At 71.5% G+C, this 13,610-nt stretch carries 10 protein-coding genes; 2 read left to right on the top strand and 8 right to left on the bottom strand.

Features of this window, described 5'->3' with window-relative positions; genetic code table 11:
- From BLW14_RS10990 to BLW14_RS10970, 5 genes are all read right to left on the bottom strand, one after another.
- Complete coding sequence (locus tag BLW14_RS10990) at window positions 1-2,394, bottom strand: ABC transporter permease (protein WP_093706687.1); 2,394 nt, start codon at window positions 2,392-2,394, stop codon at window positions 1-3.
- Complete coding sequence (locus BLW14_RS10985) at window positions 2,391-3,077, bottom strand: ABC transporter ATP-binding protein (protein ID WP_093706685.1); 687 nt, start codon at window positions 3,075-3,077, stop codon at window positions 2,391-2,393. Before BLW14_RS10985 ends, BLW14_RS10990 begins: the two co-directional genes overlap by 4 nt.
- Window positions 3,074-3,598: a PadR family transcriptional regulator gene (locus tag BLW14_RS10980; RefSeq protein WP_018519032.1), complete on the bottom strand. Its 525-nt coding sequence runs from the start codon at window positions 3,596-3,598 to the stop codon at window positions 3,074-3,076. The genes BLW14_RS10985 and BLW14_RS10980 overlap by 4 nt, the downstream gene beginning before the upstream one ends.
- A 105-nt stretch (window positions 3,599-3,703) precedes the next feature.
- A complete protein-coding gene (locus tag BLW14_RS10975; protein WP_093706683.1) occupies window positions 3,704-3,961 on the bottom strand; it encodes a type II toxin-antitoxin system antitoxin in 258 nt (85 codons plus the stop codon).
- Window positions 3,958-4,929 carry an SPFH domain-containing protein gene (locus BLW14_RS10970; protein WP_093706681.1) on the bottom strand — a complete coding sequence of 324 codons (972 nt, stop codon included), beginning with the start codon at window positions 4,927-4,929 and terminating at the stop codon, window positions 3,958-3,960. The genes BLW14_RS10975 and BLW14_RS10970 overlap by 4 nt, the downstream gene beginning before the upstream one ends.
- A gap of 223 nt (window positions 4,930-5,152) precedes the next feature.
- Here BLW14_RS10970 and BLW14_RS10965 point away from each other — a divergent pair, with 223 nt between their 5' ends.
- Window positions 5,153-7,453, top strand: a complete 2,301-nt coding sequence (locus BLW14_RS10965; protein WP_093706679.1) for a transglycosylase domain-containing protein — start codon at window positions 5,153-5,155, stop codon at window positions 7,451-7,453.
- Window positions 7,454-7,545: 92 nt separating this feature from the next.
- Here the strand turns inward: BLW14_RS10965 and BLW14_RS10960 are convergent, their stop codons facing one another.
- The 3 genes from BLW14_RS10960 to BLW14_RS10950 all read right to left on the bottom strand — a co-directional run bounded on the left by BLW14_RS10960 (window position 7,546) and on the right by BLW14_RS10950 (window position 11,967).
- Entirely contained in the window at window positions 7,546-9,435 is a 1,890-nt protein-coding gene (locus tag BLW14_RS10960; RefSeq protein WP_093706677.1) for an ATP-binding SpoIIE family protein phosphatase, read from the bottom strand.
- A gap of 376 nt (window positions 9,436-9,811) precedes the next feature.
- Complete coding sequence (locus BLW14_RS10955; protein WP_093706675.1) at window positions 9,812-10,519, bottom strand: cytidylyl-2-hydroxypropylphosphonate hydrolase; 708 nt, start codon at window positions 10,517-10,519, stop codon at window positions 9,812-9,814.
- 44 nt (window positions 10,520-10,563) lie between these two features.
- Window positions 10,564-11,967 carry a class II fumarate hydratase gene (locus BLW14_RS10950; RefSeq protein ID WP_093706673.1) on the bottom strand — a complete coding sequence of 468 codons (1,404 nt, stop codon included), beginning with the start codon at window positions 11,965-11,967 and terminating at the stop codon, window positions 10,564-10,566.
- Between the two features lie 114 nt (window positions 11,968-12,081).
- Between BLW14_RS10950 and BLW14_RS10945 the strand changes: the two genes are divergently transcribed.
- Window positions 12,082-13,605 carry a ricin-type beta-trefoil lectin domain protein gene (locus BLW14_RS10945; protein WP_093706671.1) on the top strand — a complete coding sequence of 508 codons (1,524 nt, stop codon included), beginning with the start codon at window positions 12,082-12,084 and terminating at the stop codon, window positions 13,603-13,605.
- The last annotated feature ends 5 nt before the right edge of the window (window positions 13,606-13,610 follow it).

Raw genomic sequence — 13,610 nt, 5'->3', positions numbered from 1 at the left:
CTACTCGCTGCGGAGCCCGTCCGGGCGCATCATGCGCCACAGCGGCGGCAGCGACAGCAGCGTGACCAGCAGGATGAGCGCCCCGCCCGCCCCCGCCAGGGGCAGGAACATCAGCCAGTCGGTCACCTGCTTGCCGACCATCCAGCACAGCGCGGCGCCGAGCGCGAGGCCGCCGGCCACCGCGACCGCGAGGCCGATGACCACCGGGAGCGCGGTCTGCCAGAGCACCGACCAGGCGAGCGTGGTCCGGCGGGTGCCGAAGGCCACCAGCACCGAGAGGAGCCGCTTGCGCTCCCGGAGCTGCTCCAGCTGGGAGACCAGCATGGAGGCGGCGATCAGCAGCAGCGTGACGGTCGCGCCGACCTGGAGGCCGGTCTGGACGCTGGCGTACTGGCGGTCGCGCTCGACGGACGTCATGGTGACCAGGCGCATGCCGGGGTCGATGCGGGCCGCCGTGTTGCGCACGTACTCGGCGGCGTCCGGCACGCTGTCGTCGATGCGGATCTGGGAGACGGTGCTGGCGCCCGGCAGGGTGGTCGCGTCGATCGCTCCGGGCGTGACCATGATGCCCCAGCGGTCCTCGCCGACCGGGTCCTTGCGGCCGACGACGGTCCTCGCGTCGGCGGGCAGCGTCCAGCGCAGCTTCCTGCCGGTGCCGGACTCGAACTCGATCTCCTTGCCCTTGCGGGCGGTCTTGTCCATCCAGCCGGACATGTCCTTGTCGTCCCTGGGGTGCACGACGAAGGTGTCGCCGTCCTTGCAGGAGTCGATGCGGGCGACCTCGCGCAGGGTGGCGCAGTCGCCGATGCTGAAGGAGGTGGTGGGCTGGATGTCGTCCTCGGAATACTTCCCGGGCTTGCTGGCGTACGCCTCGATCATGCCGATGACCTGGGTGACGCCCTTGGTGGCGCGGAACTCCTTGATGGTCTCCACGGCGGCGTTGCCGCTGACCTGCTCCGACGAGGCGTAGAACTGGGCGCGGCTGGTGTCCTGCCCGGTGGCCTTGTTGAAGTCGGCGTTCATCGCGGCGAACAGCATCTGCACGGCCACCGCTCCGGCCACCGCCACGGTGACGCCGCTGACCGCGCGGGAGGCGGTCCCGCTGCTCAGCTGGAGCCTGCGGGTGGCGAGCTGCCAGGGCACCGGGCCGCCGCGCAGCCGGCCCACGGACGCCTCGACCAGCCACGGCAGCAGCAGGGCGAGCCCGACCAGGACCAGGACCGCGCCGGTGGTGATGGTGTACGGGTTGACGACCTCGTACTCGCCGGACTGTCCGTTGACCGCGAGCACGCCCAGGCCGGCGAGCGGGAGCAGCAGCCGCCACCACAGGCGGCGCTTGCGGGACCGGCTGTTGCGTACGACCCCGAGCGGCTCGATGACCACGGAGCGCATCGCGGACAGCGTGACGAGGACGGCCGTCAGCGGGACGGCGACCGCGATGAGCAGGCAGAGCCGCAGGTCGGGGGCGAGGTCGGCGGGGAAGGCGCTGATGTCCCAGACCTCGATGTAGCTCACGAACTGCCGCCCGACCAGGAAGAGGACGAGGCCGATGAGCACACCGAGCGCGGAGCCGAAGAGGGCCTCGCCGGCCGCGATCCGGCGGGTCGACCTGATGTCCGTACCGACCAGGCGCAGCGCGGCCAGCCGGCGGTCGCGGCGGTCGCCGCCGAAGCGCACGGCGGTGGCGATGAAGATGGCGACGGGCGCGAGCAGCACCACGCAGACCATGATCACGAGCACGACGAGCAGCGGGGCGAGCGGTGGGGTCGGGCCGGGGTCGCCGTAGCCGGTGACGCGGTGGCCGCCCGCGGCCGGGGTCAGGGTGTCGCTGCCGGCGTAGTACAGCAGCTCGTTGGGCGACCGCAGTCCTGCGTCCGCGATCGTGCCGGTCACCTTGTAGGGGAAACGCTCCCTGAGCAGGGCGTTGCCCGGGTCGTTCAGCAGGTCCTTCAGCGCGGGGGAGACGACCATCTCGCCGGCCGCCGGCAGGGCGTCGATGCCCGGCGGGAGGACCGGGTGGGTCCCCTCGGCGCGCATCAGGTGGCCGAGGATCGTGCGGTCGTGGTACTCGGTCTCGGCCGCGATCCGCAGGACCGTGGTGTCGGACTTCTTCGCCTGCGCGTCCGGGTTCTCGGAGATCTGGGTCTCGCTGCGCGCGTTCTCCCGGGCGGTACGCGCGTCGAGCGCGTGCGGCACGGAGGCGGCGAGGAACAGGAGCGTGACGCCGAGGCCGACGCCGACGGCGGTGAGCAGGGTACGGGTCCAGCCCTCGCGCCCGCCGGCGGCGGCGAACCGGATGCCGAGGGCGAGGTCGCGCAGCCAGGGCGCGGCACGGGAGGGGCGGGCCGGCGACGGCGCGGGGGCCGGGGTCCGCTTCTCGTCGAGGAGCGTCATGCGGCGTGCTCCAGGTCGCGGGCGCGGCCGTCCCGCACGGTGACGTCGCGGTCGGAGTAGGCGGCGACGCGGGCCTCGTGGGTCACCAGGACCACGGCGACGTTGGCGGAGCGGGCGGCCTCGGTGAGCAGCTGCATGACGCGCTCGCCGTTGAGGGAGTCCAGGGCGCCGGTCGGCTCGTCCGCGAAGATCACCTTCGGGGAGCCGGCGAGCGCGCGGGCCACGGCGACGCGCTGGCCCTGGCCGCCCGAGACCTCGCCGGGGCGCTTGGAGGCGATGTCCTCGACCTCAAGGCGCTCCATCCAGGTGCGGGCGGTGCGCTCGGCGTCCTTGCGGCGGGTGCCGTTCAGGCGGAGCGGCAGGGCGACGTTCTCGACGCAGGTGAGTTCCGGGACGAGCTGGCCGAACTGGAAGACGAAGCCGAAGTCGCTGCGGCGCAGGGCGCTGCGTTCCGCGTCGGACATGGCGGACAGCTTACGGCCGTCGTAGGTGATGGTGCCGGAGTCCGGGGTGATGATCCCGGCGAGGCAGTGCAGCAGCGTGGACTTGCCGGAGCCGGAGGGGCCCATGACGGCGACGACCTCGCCCGGGTGGACGGAGAACGAGGCGCCGTCCAGGGCGGGGGTCGATCCGTAGGTCTTGCGCAGGTCGTGCGCGGCGAGGAGGGAGCCGGCGGGGGTCACGCGGTCACCACTTTCTGGAGCTGGCCGAGGCGGGCGGCGGTCAGTTCCAGCCAGCGCAGATCGGCTTCGAGGTGGAACAGGGCGTGGTCGCAGATCAGCTGGTCCGCGAGGTCACCACGCCGCTTCCGGTCGGTGAGTATGCGCATCAGACGCAGGTGTTCGGAGCGCTGGGCGTCCAGCACGTCCCCGGCGTTGCGGCCGGTGAGCATGGCGAGGACGACCTTGGTGTACAGGGTCGACTGGAGGTACGGCTCCGGCTTCTCGGGCTGCGCGAGCCAGGTGGCGACGTCGGTGATGCCGGCGTCGGTGATCGCGTAGCGCTTGCGTTCGGGGCCACCGCCGCTCTCCACGCCGTCGACCTCGACGAGGCCGTTCTTCAGGAGCCGGGACATCGTCGAGTAGACCTGCCCGTAGTGCAGGGGGCGGTCGTGCCCGAACTTCTCGTCGAACGTCCGCTTGAGGTCGTAACCGTGGCGGGGGCCGGACTCCAGGAGCCCGAGCAGCGTGTGGCCGATAGACATGACCGGCACTCTACATGGTGTGTATACCTGCCGTGTATACGCGGGGAGTACACCCGAACGGCGCACGTCAGAGGCCCGCCCCTCACGGGACGGGCCTCTGACGTGTCACTCCTCGGCCGGTGGGTCCTCCGCGGCCTTGGGCGGGCGCCCCCGGCGCGGGATCGGTGCCGCCCCGCCCGGCAGCCGGCCTGACTCGGCGAGCGCGCGCCGCAGCAGGAACTCGATCTGCGCGTTCGCGCTGCGCAGCTCGTCCGACGCCCAGCGGGCCAGTGCGTCGTGCACGGCGGGGTCAAGGCGCAGCAGCATCTGCTTGCGCTGCCGCGGCCGGGCGCGGGGCGATTCGCCCGGGGTCTGTTCGGTCACTGGTAGAGCGTGCCCGTATTGAGGACCGGCTGGGCGGCGCGGTCACCGCACAGGACCACCATCAGATTGCTCACCATGGAGGCCTTGCGCTCCGCGTCCAGCTCGACGATGTCCTGCTCGGCGATCCGGGTCAGCGCCATCTCGACCATGCCGACCGCACCCTCGACGATCTGCTGCCGGGCCGCGACGACCGCGCCGGCCTGCTGCCGCTGGAGCATCGCGGAGGCGATCTCGGGGGCGTACGCGAGGTGGCTGAAACGCGACTCGATGATCCGGACGCCCGCCGCCTGCACCCGGGCGGTCAGCTCCACGGCCAGCTTCTCGGTGATCTCCTCGGCGTTGCCCCGCAGCGAGAGGCCGCCCTCCTCGTGGGCGTCGTACGGGTACTCGATGGCGATGTGCCGGACGGCGGACTCGGTCTGGGTGGCCACGAACTCCAGGAAGTCGTCCACCTCGAAGAGCGCCTGCGCGGTGTCCTCGACCTTCCACACGACGATCGCGGCGAGCTCGATCGGGTTGCCGTAGGCGTCGTTGACCTTGAGGACGGCGGTCTCGTGGTTGCGGACCCGGGTGGAGATCTTCCGGCTGGAGGTCAGCGGGTTGACCCAGCGCAGTCCGTCGGTGCGGATGGTGCCCACGTACCGGCCGAACAGCTGGATGACCCGCGCCTCGCCCGGTGCGACCATCTTCACACCGCCCATGCAGAAGAACGAGGCGATGGCGAGCAGGACGCCCACGATGCAGACCGGGATGCCCACGGCGTTGTTCCCGTTCGAGCCGATGACGCCCCCGACGACGGCGAGGGCGATCCCGGCGATCACTCCGAGCACGGTCAGCAGCAGCCCGAGACCGCCGGCGATGCTGTGCGCCTTCGTCTCGCGGACCTGCGGTTCCGGCATCTCCGGGGCGTCCGGGGTCAGTCCGGCGGACGTCTGGGCGGCGGTGTTGCGGTCGTGCGGATCGGTCATGGTTTCCCCCGTGGTGGACGAGCTAGCCGGTCGATAGCAATGTGATTACACATTAATGGATCTCGCAACCATGCGCACCCCTCAGGAGTCGGTTCCATCGGAGACGGGTGCTGATTCTCACGTCCGTAAAACGTCGGATCTCCTGCTTTTCGGGCTTGCCAACGGTGTTAGCTGGCATGTCCGAGCTGATCCGGCCGAGCAGAGAAACGGGAGCGACCAAGCGATGGGTCGAGCGGAAGCGCGACGAGCCCAGCGGCGGGCTGAGAAGAGCGGCATACGCAGGCTCTTCACCTGGCGCAAACTACTGGGCACCGCCCTCGGGGTGATCCTGCTGGGCATGGGTGCCTTCGCCGTGCTCTACATGCTCGTGGACGTGCCGGAGGGCAACCCCAAGATGGAGTTGCAGGCGAACGTCTACAAGTACGCCGACGGCAGCCTGCTCGCCAGGACCGGCGAGGTCAACCGCGAGGTCGTGAGCCTCGCGGAGGTGCCCAAGGAGGTGCAGGACACCTTCGTCGCCGCCGAGAACAAGTCCTTCTACAAGGACCACGGCGTCGACTTCAAGGGCACCACGCGCGGCCTGCTCAACACCATCTCGGGCAAGGGCAAGCAGGGCGGCTCGACCATCACCCAGCAGTACGTGAAGAACTACTACCTCGACCAGGACCAGACGGTCAGCCGGAAGCTCAAAGAGCTGGTCATCTCGCTGAAGCTGGACCAGAAGAAGACCAAGAAGGAAATCCTCGCCGGTTACATCAACACCAGCTACTTCGGCCGCGGTGCCTGGGGCATCCAGGCCGCCGCGCAGGCGTACTACGGCGTGGACGCCAAAAACCTGGACGTCTCCCAGGGCGCCTACCTCGCCGCGCTGCTCCAGGCGCCGAGCCAGTACGACTGGGCCGTCGCGGGCCCGAACGGCAAGCGGCTCGTCAAGGCGCGCTGGGCGTACACGCTGGACAACATGGTCGGGGAGGGCTGGCTCGACTCCGGGAAGCGGCAGGGGCTGAAGTTCCCGGTGCCGCGCGACCCGAAGCCGCTGAACGGGACGGCCGGCCAGAAGGGCTACATCGTGGAGGCGGCCCGCAAGGCCGTGATCAAGCAGCTGGGCATCAGCGACGACCAGTTCGACCTCGGCGGCTGGACGATCACCGTCAACATCGACAAGAAGAAGCAGAAGCAGCTGGAGAAGTCGGTCGAGACGAAGCTGCTCGACAAGCTGGACACCAAGAAGCGCAAGCTCGACAAGGACATCCAGGCCGGCGCCGCCTCGGTCGACCCGAAGACCGGCGCTGTGGTCGCGCTGTACGGCGGACGCGGCCAGAACGAGCACTGGACGTCCAACGCCTCCCGGCGCGACTACCAGCCCGCCTCCACCTTCAAGCCGGTCATCCTCGCCGCAGCACTCGACCAGGAGTCGAAGACGCAGGAAGGCCAGCGGATCACCGCCAACACCCGCTACGACGGCACCAGCAAGCGGCCCGTCGTCGGCGGCGACCGGTTCTTCGCGCCGGAGAACGAGGACGACCACAACTACGGCCCGATCACCGTCCAGACCGCGATGAACGCGTCCGTCAACTCCGTCTTCGCGCAGATGGGCGTGGACGTCGGCATGGACAAGGTCATGAAGACCGCCGGCAAGCTCGGCATGGACGTGGAGAAGCTGGAGGCCGCGCCCGCGATGACCCTCGGCTCCATGGGTGCGAGCCCGCTGGAGATGGCCGGGGTCTACGCCACGCTCGACAACCACGGCAAGCAGGTCACCCCGCAGATCGTGAAGTCCGCCGTGCACCAGGGCGACTCCCCGGTGAAGATGCCCGACGCGATCGGCGAGCAGGTGATCTCCCGCCAGGCCGCGGACTCCGTGACCTCGGTGCTGACCGGCGTGGTCGACGACGGTACGGCCCGGGGGTCGGTCCGCAACGCGGAGGGGCTCTCCGACAAGGACATCGCGGGCAAGACCGGTACCTCCGACGACAACAAGTCGGCCTGGTTCACCGGCTACACCTCGAACCTCGTCACCTCGGTCGGCCTGTTCGGCGAGGCGGCCTTCGACCGCACCGGCGATGACGGCAAGAAGGTGCAGAAGAACGCGCAGGTGACCCTCCAGGGCGCCGGCGGCGGCGGACGCGTCAACGGTGGCGGCTTCCCCGCCGAGATCTGGGCCGACTACATGGGCCACTCGGTCGGCAAGGCCCGCGAGTTCGACCTCGACACCGACATGGGCGCCGCGGTCAGCCCGCCGCCCGTGTCCACCTCGCCGAGCCCGAGCACCTCGCCCTCCGAGAAGCCCACGCCCTCCACGTCGCCGTCCAAGTCGGCGACCTCCGAGCCCCCGCCGGCCAGCGAGTCCCCGCAGAGCTCCCCGCCCGCCTCGCCGTCCGGCGACGCCTCGGAGAAGCCGCCCACGGGCCCGTCGACCGAGCCGGGACCGGACCCGTCGACCTCCGTGGGCCTGCCGGACCTCTCGGGGGACAAGGGGGACAAGGGGGACAAGCGGCCGGGCAACAGCGACGACAACGGTTGACGCGCTGATCCGCCGCGCCTGACAGCGACGACGGGCGGTGTACGAGGAGCCTCCTCGTACACCGCCCGTTCGCGTGTGTCCCGCGCGCGGCGCTACCCGCGCACCGGCATCTCGAACCACACCACCTTGCCGGTCGACAGCCGGGTCGCCCCCCACCGCCGGGCCAGCCGGTTGACCAGGAACAGGCCGCGGCCGTTCTCGTCCATGTCCTTGGCGCGGCGCTGCCGGGGCAGCTGCGGGGAGTCGTCGCCGACCTCGCAGCGCAGGGTGTCGGTGCGCAGCAGGCGCAGGGTCACCGGGCGTTCCGCGTACCGCACGGCGTTGGTGACCACCTCGCTGATCAGGAGCTCCACCGAGTCCGACAGGTCGTCCAGGCCCCAGCGGCCGAGCGCCCTGCGGGCCAGCCGGCGGGCCCGGCCGGGGGCGGACTCGTCCGGCTCCAGGAACCAGTACGCGACGTCGCTCGGCGCGATCCCGTCGAAGCGGGCGGCCAGCAGCGCGATGTCGTCGTCGCGGTCACCCGGGCCGAGCATGTCCAGCACGTCGTCGCAGAGGGCCTCCAGCGGCGGCGAGTGGTCCGGGCCGGTCAGCCGGGCGGTCGTGGCCAGCCGCTCCCGCAGCTGCTCGATGCCCGTCCAGACGTCCCGCAGCCGGGACTCGACCAGGCCGTCGGTGTACAGCAGCAGCGTCGCTCCGGCGGGCGCGTCCAGCTCGACGGCCTCGAAGTCCACGCCTCCGACGCCGATCGGCGCGCCCGGGGGCACCCGCAGCACCTCGGCGCGGCCGCCCAGGTGGAGCAGGACGGGCGGCGGGTGGCCGGCGTTGGCGACGGTGATGCGGTGCGCGACCGGGTCGTACACCGCGTAGAGGCAGGTGGCCATGCGGTCGCTGCCGAGCCGCTGGGCCTGCTCGTCGAGGTGGTGCAGGACCTCCTGCGGCGGAAGGTCGAGCCCGGCCAGGGTCTGCGCGGTGGTGCGGAGCTGGCCCATGATCGCGGCGGAGGTCATGGAGTGGCCCATGACGTCACCGACGACCAGGGCGACCCGGCTGCCGGGCAGCGGGATCGCGTCGTACCAGTCGCCGCCGACCCGTGCCGTCTCGGCGGCCGGGAGGTAGCGCGAGGCGAGTTTCACGCCGGTCGGCTGGGGAAGCGAGTCGGGCAGCATGGTGCGCTGGAGCTCGTCCGCGATGTACGCCTCGCGCCCGTAGAGCACGGCCTTGTCGATGCCGAGGGCGGTGTGCGTCGCCAGCTGGGCGGCCACCAGGAGGTCGTTGGCCTCGAACGCGGGGCGCTCGGCGCCGCGCAGGAAGACCGCCGCCCCGATGACCCGCCGCCGGCCGCGCAGCGGGGCCAGGATCACCCGGTGCCCGGACGGCACCGTGCGGTCCGCGCCGAGCAGTTCGGGCAGCGCGACGCGGGCCGCCGCGGAGTCGCCGAAGACCGGCCGCACCCCGCGCAGCACCTCGGCCAGCGCGCTCCCGGCCTGCACCTCGCACAGCTCGGCCGCGGGCATCAGATCGGCCTGCGGGTCGACGGCGGGCAGCCTCAGCCGCTCCGTCTCCGACAGGCTCTCGGTCTCCTCGTCGGTCAGCCGCAGCCGGTCCGAGCGGCGCAGCCGCAGCACGAAGGGGTTGACCGGCCGCTCGTCGCCGACGGGCAGCGGGTCGCGGAGGTAGACGAGTATGGCGTCGGAGAACGTCGGCACGCTGGCGCGGCACAGCCCCAGCACGATCTCGTCCAGGTCTATGCCCCGGGCGATCCGCCGGGTCGCGGCGCCCACGAAGCGCAGCCGGTCGCCCTCGCGCCGCGTCGCCGCCTGTGGGTCGGGGGCCGCCGGGGCGGAGCCCTTGGCGGGGGCCGGGATCGTCGTGGCGGCAGCGGCGGCCGCCACGGCGGCGTCCCGCTGCCGCGGCCGGGTGCGTTCCTGCGGCCGGGCGGCGAGAGGCTGCCGGCCTTCGTGGGAGGTGGGATGCTCCGTCACGCGTGGGATTCCGTCCGTCCGGGCCGGTTGTATGAGGCAATCACCATGAGGGGCGCTACTGTGCCCCGGCAGGAGCGGCAATAACAACGGCTGACATCGCCTTCCCCGCCACACGGGGCCGAAACGCGATGTTGGGTCAGGGTGTCGGTGACAACGTTTCCGAGGGGACGGCAGCGGACAGCGGACACGTCTCCACCCCCTCGTAGTGGCTCATGCGATGCGGGCGACTCGTGACGCCTGTGCGGTCGATGAGGCTGCGGTTTGTGCGACGAGCCGGTGACTTACGGTCAGGCCCTGCACCCCGCCTGCCGGTTGGGGCCGAGCCGCTCTCGTCGGGACGATCCTACGGTTGCCCCCCTGGGGTGCATCAAGGGTCTCACGACGGCATGGCGGAAGCCGTACGATCCGAACCGTCCGGCCGGCGGTCCCAGTCGTCCGGCAGTTCGGGCACCCGCCACGCCGGGTCGGGCCGCCAGTCCTCCCAGCCGTCCCGGAACGGCGTCCCCCAGTCACGGATCAGCCCGACCGCCGCGCGGCCCGCCGCCCGCACCCGGCGCGCCGCGTCCGGTGTGATCAGGCCCACCCGCTGGGCCTGCTCGAACTCGTCCTCGTCGCGCCAGAGCCAGCTGCGGTCCGGGTAGACGGAGATGTCGAGAAAGTGGTCCTCGGAGTCGATGCCGCCGGCCCACCGGGTGCGCGGTTCCTCCAGGTTCACGTACCAGCTGCGGAACTGCCAGCCGCGCTCCCAGAACAGCCACACCGACCAGGGTTCGCCGGGTCTGGCCAGCTTCAGCACCCCGTTGCCCAGCCAGGGCGAACGGGCCGTCGTGCGCGGGGCGGTGTACCGGGTGGCGAGCGGCTCGGCGTGTACGTCGGTGCCGTCGGCCAGCACCGGCTTGACGCACTCGGTGCCGGGCGCCACCCACACCGCGAGCAGCTCGTCGGTGTCCTGCACGACCGTGACCGGACGGCAGATGTGGAACGCGTGAGCGGCGGAATCCGGCCGTCGGGGGCCGTTGCCGCGGTAGCGCCACAGGATCTGGTCACCCGGCGCCCAGCGCTCGGTCCCTCCGGTACCTGTCATGGAGAGATCCTACGGAGCGCGCCGCCCCCGCGCGGTGGCGCCCGTCACGGGTGGGTCATGCGAAGCACGTCCAGGGCCTCGTCGAGCTGCTCCTCGGTCAGGTCTCCGCGCTCCACGTAGCCCGATTCGAGGACCACTTCACGGATCGTCCGGCGTTCCGCGAGCGACTTCTTGGCGACCTTGGCCGCCTCCTCGTAGCCGATGTACTTGTTCAGCGGGGTGACGACGGACGGCGAGGACTCGGCGTACTCCCTGGCCCGCTCGGCGTGGGCGGTGATCCCGTCGACCGTGCGGTCCGCGAGCAGCCGGGAGGCGTTGGCCAGCAGCCGTACGGACTCCAGCAGGTTCTTCGCGATGACCGGGAGCATCACGTTCAGCTCGAAGTTCCCGGCGGCGCCCGCCGCGGCGACCGTGGCGTCGTTCCCCGTCACCTGCGCGGCGACCATGAGCACCGCCTCGGGGATGACCGGGTTGACCTTGCCCGGCATGATCGAGGAGCCGGGCTGGAGGTCGGGCAGGGAGATCTCTGCGAGGCCGGTGCGCGGGCCGGACGCCATCCAGCGCAGGTCGTTGCAGATCTTGGTGAGCGAGACCCCGATGGTGCGCAGCTGGCCCGAGGTCTCCACCAGGCCGTCCCGCGCGCCCTGCGCCTCGAAGTGGTCCCGGGCCTCGGTGAGCGGCAGCCCGGTGACGCGGGCCACCTCCGCGATGACGGCGGCGGAGAAGCCGGGCGGGGTGTTGATGCCGGTGCCCACGGCCGTGCCGCCGAGGGGGAGTTCGGCGAGGCGGGGGAGCGAGGCGCGCAGCCGCTCGACGCCGTGGCGGATCTGGGCGGCGTACCCCCCGAACTCCTGGCCGAGGGTGACGGGCGTGGCGTCCATGAGGTGGGTGCGCCCGGACTTCACGACCGTCGCGAACTCGGCCGCCTTGCGCTCCAGGGCGGCGGCGAGGTGGTCCAGGGCGGGGATCAGGTCGGCCGTGACCGCGGCGGTCGCGGCGATGTGGATGGAGGAGGGGAAGACGTCGTTGGAGGACTGCGAGGCGTTGACGTGGTCGTTGGGGTGGACCTCGCGGCCGAGGCGCTCGGTGGCGAGGGTGGCGACGACCTCGTTGGTGTTCATGTTCGAGGAGGTACCCGAGCCCGTCTGGAAGACGTCGACCGGGAAGTGCGCGTCCCAGCGCCCCTCGGCGACCTCGTCGGCCGCCTCCCGGACCGCCCGCGCGATGTCCGGGTCGAGCACCTTCAGCTCGGCGTTGACCTTGGCGGCGGCGGCCTTGATGCGGGCCAGGGCCTCGATGTGGGCCCGCTCCAGGCGCTGGCCGGAGATCGGGAAGTTCTCCACGGCCCGCTGCGTCTGGGCCCGCCACTTCGCGTCCGCGGGGACCCTGACCTCGCCCATCGAGTCGTGCTCGACGCGGTAGCCCTCGCCCGTTCCCTGATCCGTCATCGTTCAACCTCTCTGAAGTCACCCAAAAAGATGAGCACTTGTCTTGTTCCATGTATTCCCAAGATGCCTACCGACCAGTAAATACCGGGGGTAACCACAACCCGGGGAGGCGCAATGAGGCGCACCAGGCACAGAATCCGCTGTACCGTCGCGGCCGCCGCGGCCATCGCGGCGGCGTTCGGCGGGATGACCGCGGCGACGGGTACGGCCGCCGCCGCGTCCGGTACCAGCAGTACCGCATCAACCCCCCTGTCACCCGAACTGGAGGCCATCCGCGCCGCCGAGGCCACCCGGCTGTACGGCGACCCGGCCGAGCGCCCGCCGGCCCAGCGCAAGACGGGCCTCATCTCGCTCGGCGACAGCGAGATCTCCGGCGAGGGCGTCGGCACGTACGAGGCCGGCACCAACGGCCCCGACAACTGGTGCCACCGCTCGCCCGACTCCGCCATCCACCGCACGGGGATCGCGGCCGACGTCACGTACAACGTCTCGTGCTCCGGCGCGTACACCGGAAACATCGTCATCGGCGGCTCCAAGCAGTACGCCGACGAACTGGTGCAGAGCGACAACCTGGCGATCAAGGCGCGCAACACCCGCATCAAGATGATCGTGCTGGTCGCGGGCGCCAACGACGACCTCCAGTTCGGGCCCGTCATGACGGACTGCGTCGAGCGCTGGGTCCTCATCCAGGGGGCGTGCCAGTCGAAGTACGAGGGCGGCTGGCAGGCCCGCGTGGACGGGCTCGTCCCCAAGGTCGAGAAGACCGTGCGCGATCTGCGGACCGTGATGACCGGCGCCGGCTACGCGGACGGCGACTACAAGCTCGTCGTCATGGGCTACCCGAGCCCCATCGGCCCGGACTTCTACGACAACCCGAAGTTCCCCGGCAAGCTTCCCGGCGGCTGCGCCGGGTACGACTCCGACGCCGCCTGGGGCCGCAACGCCGCCGTTCCCGCCTTCGAACGCGGCATGCGCAGGGCGGCGGCCGACACCGGGGCCGTCTACCTGGACAACTCCCGGCTCTTCCACGGCCACGAGGTGTGCAGCGAGTCCGCCTGGGCGCGCGGCCTCTACATCGACCTGTCGCACTTCCCGCCGGACTCCAACTCGGTGCGCCAGTCCTTCCACCCGAACGCGGCCGGCCACGGCGCCTTCGCCTCCTGCCTGACCCAGATCTACAACTCCGGCCTGCGCGAGGCGAGCTGCGCCGACCCGGCGAGCGCCGGGCAGCCCGTCCTCCAGCCCCTCGCCTGGGACGACGCCTTCAAGCCGCTGCGCGGCGAGGCGACGGCCACCTGCCTGGACGTCCCCGCCTCCGTCACCCGCAACAACACCGGGGTCACCGGCTGGGAGTGCCACGGCGGGCGCAACCAGGGCTGGTGGTACGACTCCGGCACGCAGACCCTGCGCACCGAACTGAGCCACGACCGCTGCCTGGACGTCCCCGGCGCCGACTACAAGGCCGGCGCCTCGCTGATCCTCTACAACTGCTCCGGCGCCGCCAACCAGCGGTTCGTCCGCCAGTCCGGCACCCTGCGCCCCGCCGCGTCGACGGGTCTGTGCGCGACCCTCGCGGGCGCCCACGACCCGCTGAGGCTCCAGCCCTGCGACGGCACCGCCAAGCAGCGCTTCGCGTAACCCGC

It is taken from the genome of Streptomyces sp. 2131.1 (genome assembly GCF_900105515.1).
In the GTDB taxonomy this organism is placed as follows: Bacteria; Actinomycetota; Actinomycetes; order Streptomycetales; family Streptomycetaceae; genus Streptomyces; species Streptomyces drozdowiczii.
Note: the sequence above shows the minus strand (reverse complement) of the source record. Positions and strands in the feature narration are given on the sequence as shown.

Excerpts from the sequence above, each read along its gene's own strand:
- BLW14_RS10990 (WP_093706687.1), bottom strand. The coding sequence starts at position 2,394 with ATGACGCTCCTCGACGAGAAGCGGACCCCGGCCCCCGCGCCGTCGCCG.
- BLW14_RS10980 (WP_018519032.1), bottom strand. The coding sequence starts at position 3,598 with ATGTCTATCGGCCACACGCTGCTCGGGCTCCTGGAGTCCGGCCCCCGC.
- BLW14_RS10970 (WP_093706681.1), bottom strand. The coding sequence starts at position 4,929 with ATGACCGATCCGCACGACCGCAACACCGCCGCCCAGACGTCCGCCGGA.
- BLW14_RS10965 (WP_093706679.1), top strand. The coding sequence starts at position 5,153 with ATGGGTCGAGCGGAAGCGCGACGAGCCCAGCGGCGGGCTGAGAAGAGC.
- BLW14_RS10955 (WP_093706675.1), bottom strand. The coding sequence starts at position 10,519 with ATGACAGGTACCGGAGGGACCGAGCGCTGGGCGCCGGGTGACCAGATC.
- BLW14_RS10950 (WP_093706673.1), bottom strand. The coding sequence starts at position 11,967 with ATGACGGATCAGGGAACGGGCGAGGGCTACCGCGTCGAGCACGACTCG.
- BLW14_RS10945 (WP_093706671.1), top strand. The coding sequence starts at position 12,082 with ATGAGGCGCACCAGGCACAGAATCCGCTGTACCGTCGCGGCCGCCGCG.